Annotated in this window: 1 pseudogene; it reads right to left on the reverse strand. The window is 43.4% G+C overall.

Going from position 1 to position 528, the window contains the following annotated elements:
- Positions 1–133: 133 nt before the first annotated feature.
- Positions 134–528: pseudogene (locus P3G66_RS31910) on the reverse strand (hypothetical protein); the annotation flags it as partial.

Genomic DNA, 528 nt, shown 5'->3' on the forward strand with positions numbered 1-528 from the left:
CCACGGTCGTCGCAACTCCCACAGTGGGGTGTTGCGACGACCACTAGAAGCCGCCTGGAATCCCATATGGGGCATAGGGGCTATACCGTTGGCCACGTCCTTGTCCCCTTGAAGTTTGCGTTTGGTGGGCATGTCAGAACAGGTGGGTGGCGCGGTATTCGTGGGTGCCGGGACATTCTTCGACGGCCGCGGTGGTGAATTCGGTGATCGGGGTCGCCATCGGGCGCGCTCGGCTTTGCTGATGTGGCACCACATCGTGGTGTCTAGTAGGAAACCATAATCCCCCTAACATCGCTAAAGCTAAAAATAATATATCGGAAAATACAGATGCTGTTTTTTCATCTTTAAAATTTGTTAAAATAGTTCCTAAACTAAGAAACACAATGGCTCCAATTAATAGTAATAATCCTGACATAAGCCATTGAATAAAGGTTAAGTGAATTCCTCTAACTAAAAAACCGACTAAAAATACTAAAATAATTGAAATAATGAAAAAAATAATCATTTTAATTACTTTAACAATAAATA

The sequence above is a fragment of the Rhodococcus sp. C3V genome (genome assembly GCF_029269915.1).
GTDB lineage: Bacteria > Actinomycetota > Actinomycetes > Mycobacteriales > Mycobacteriaceae > Rhodococcus_F > Rhodococcus_F qingshengii.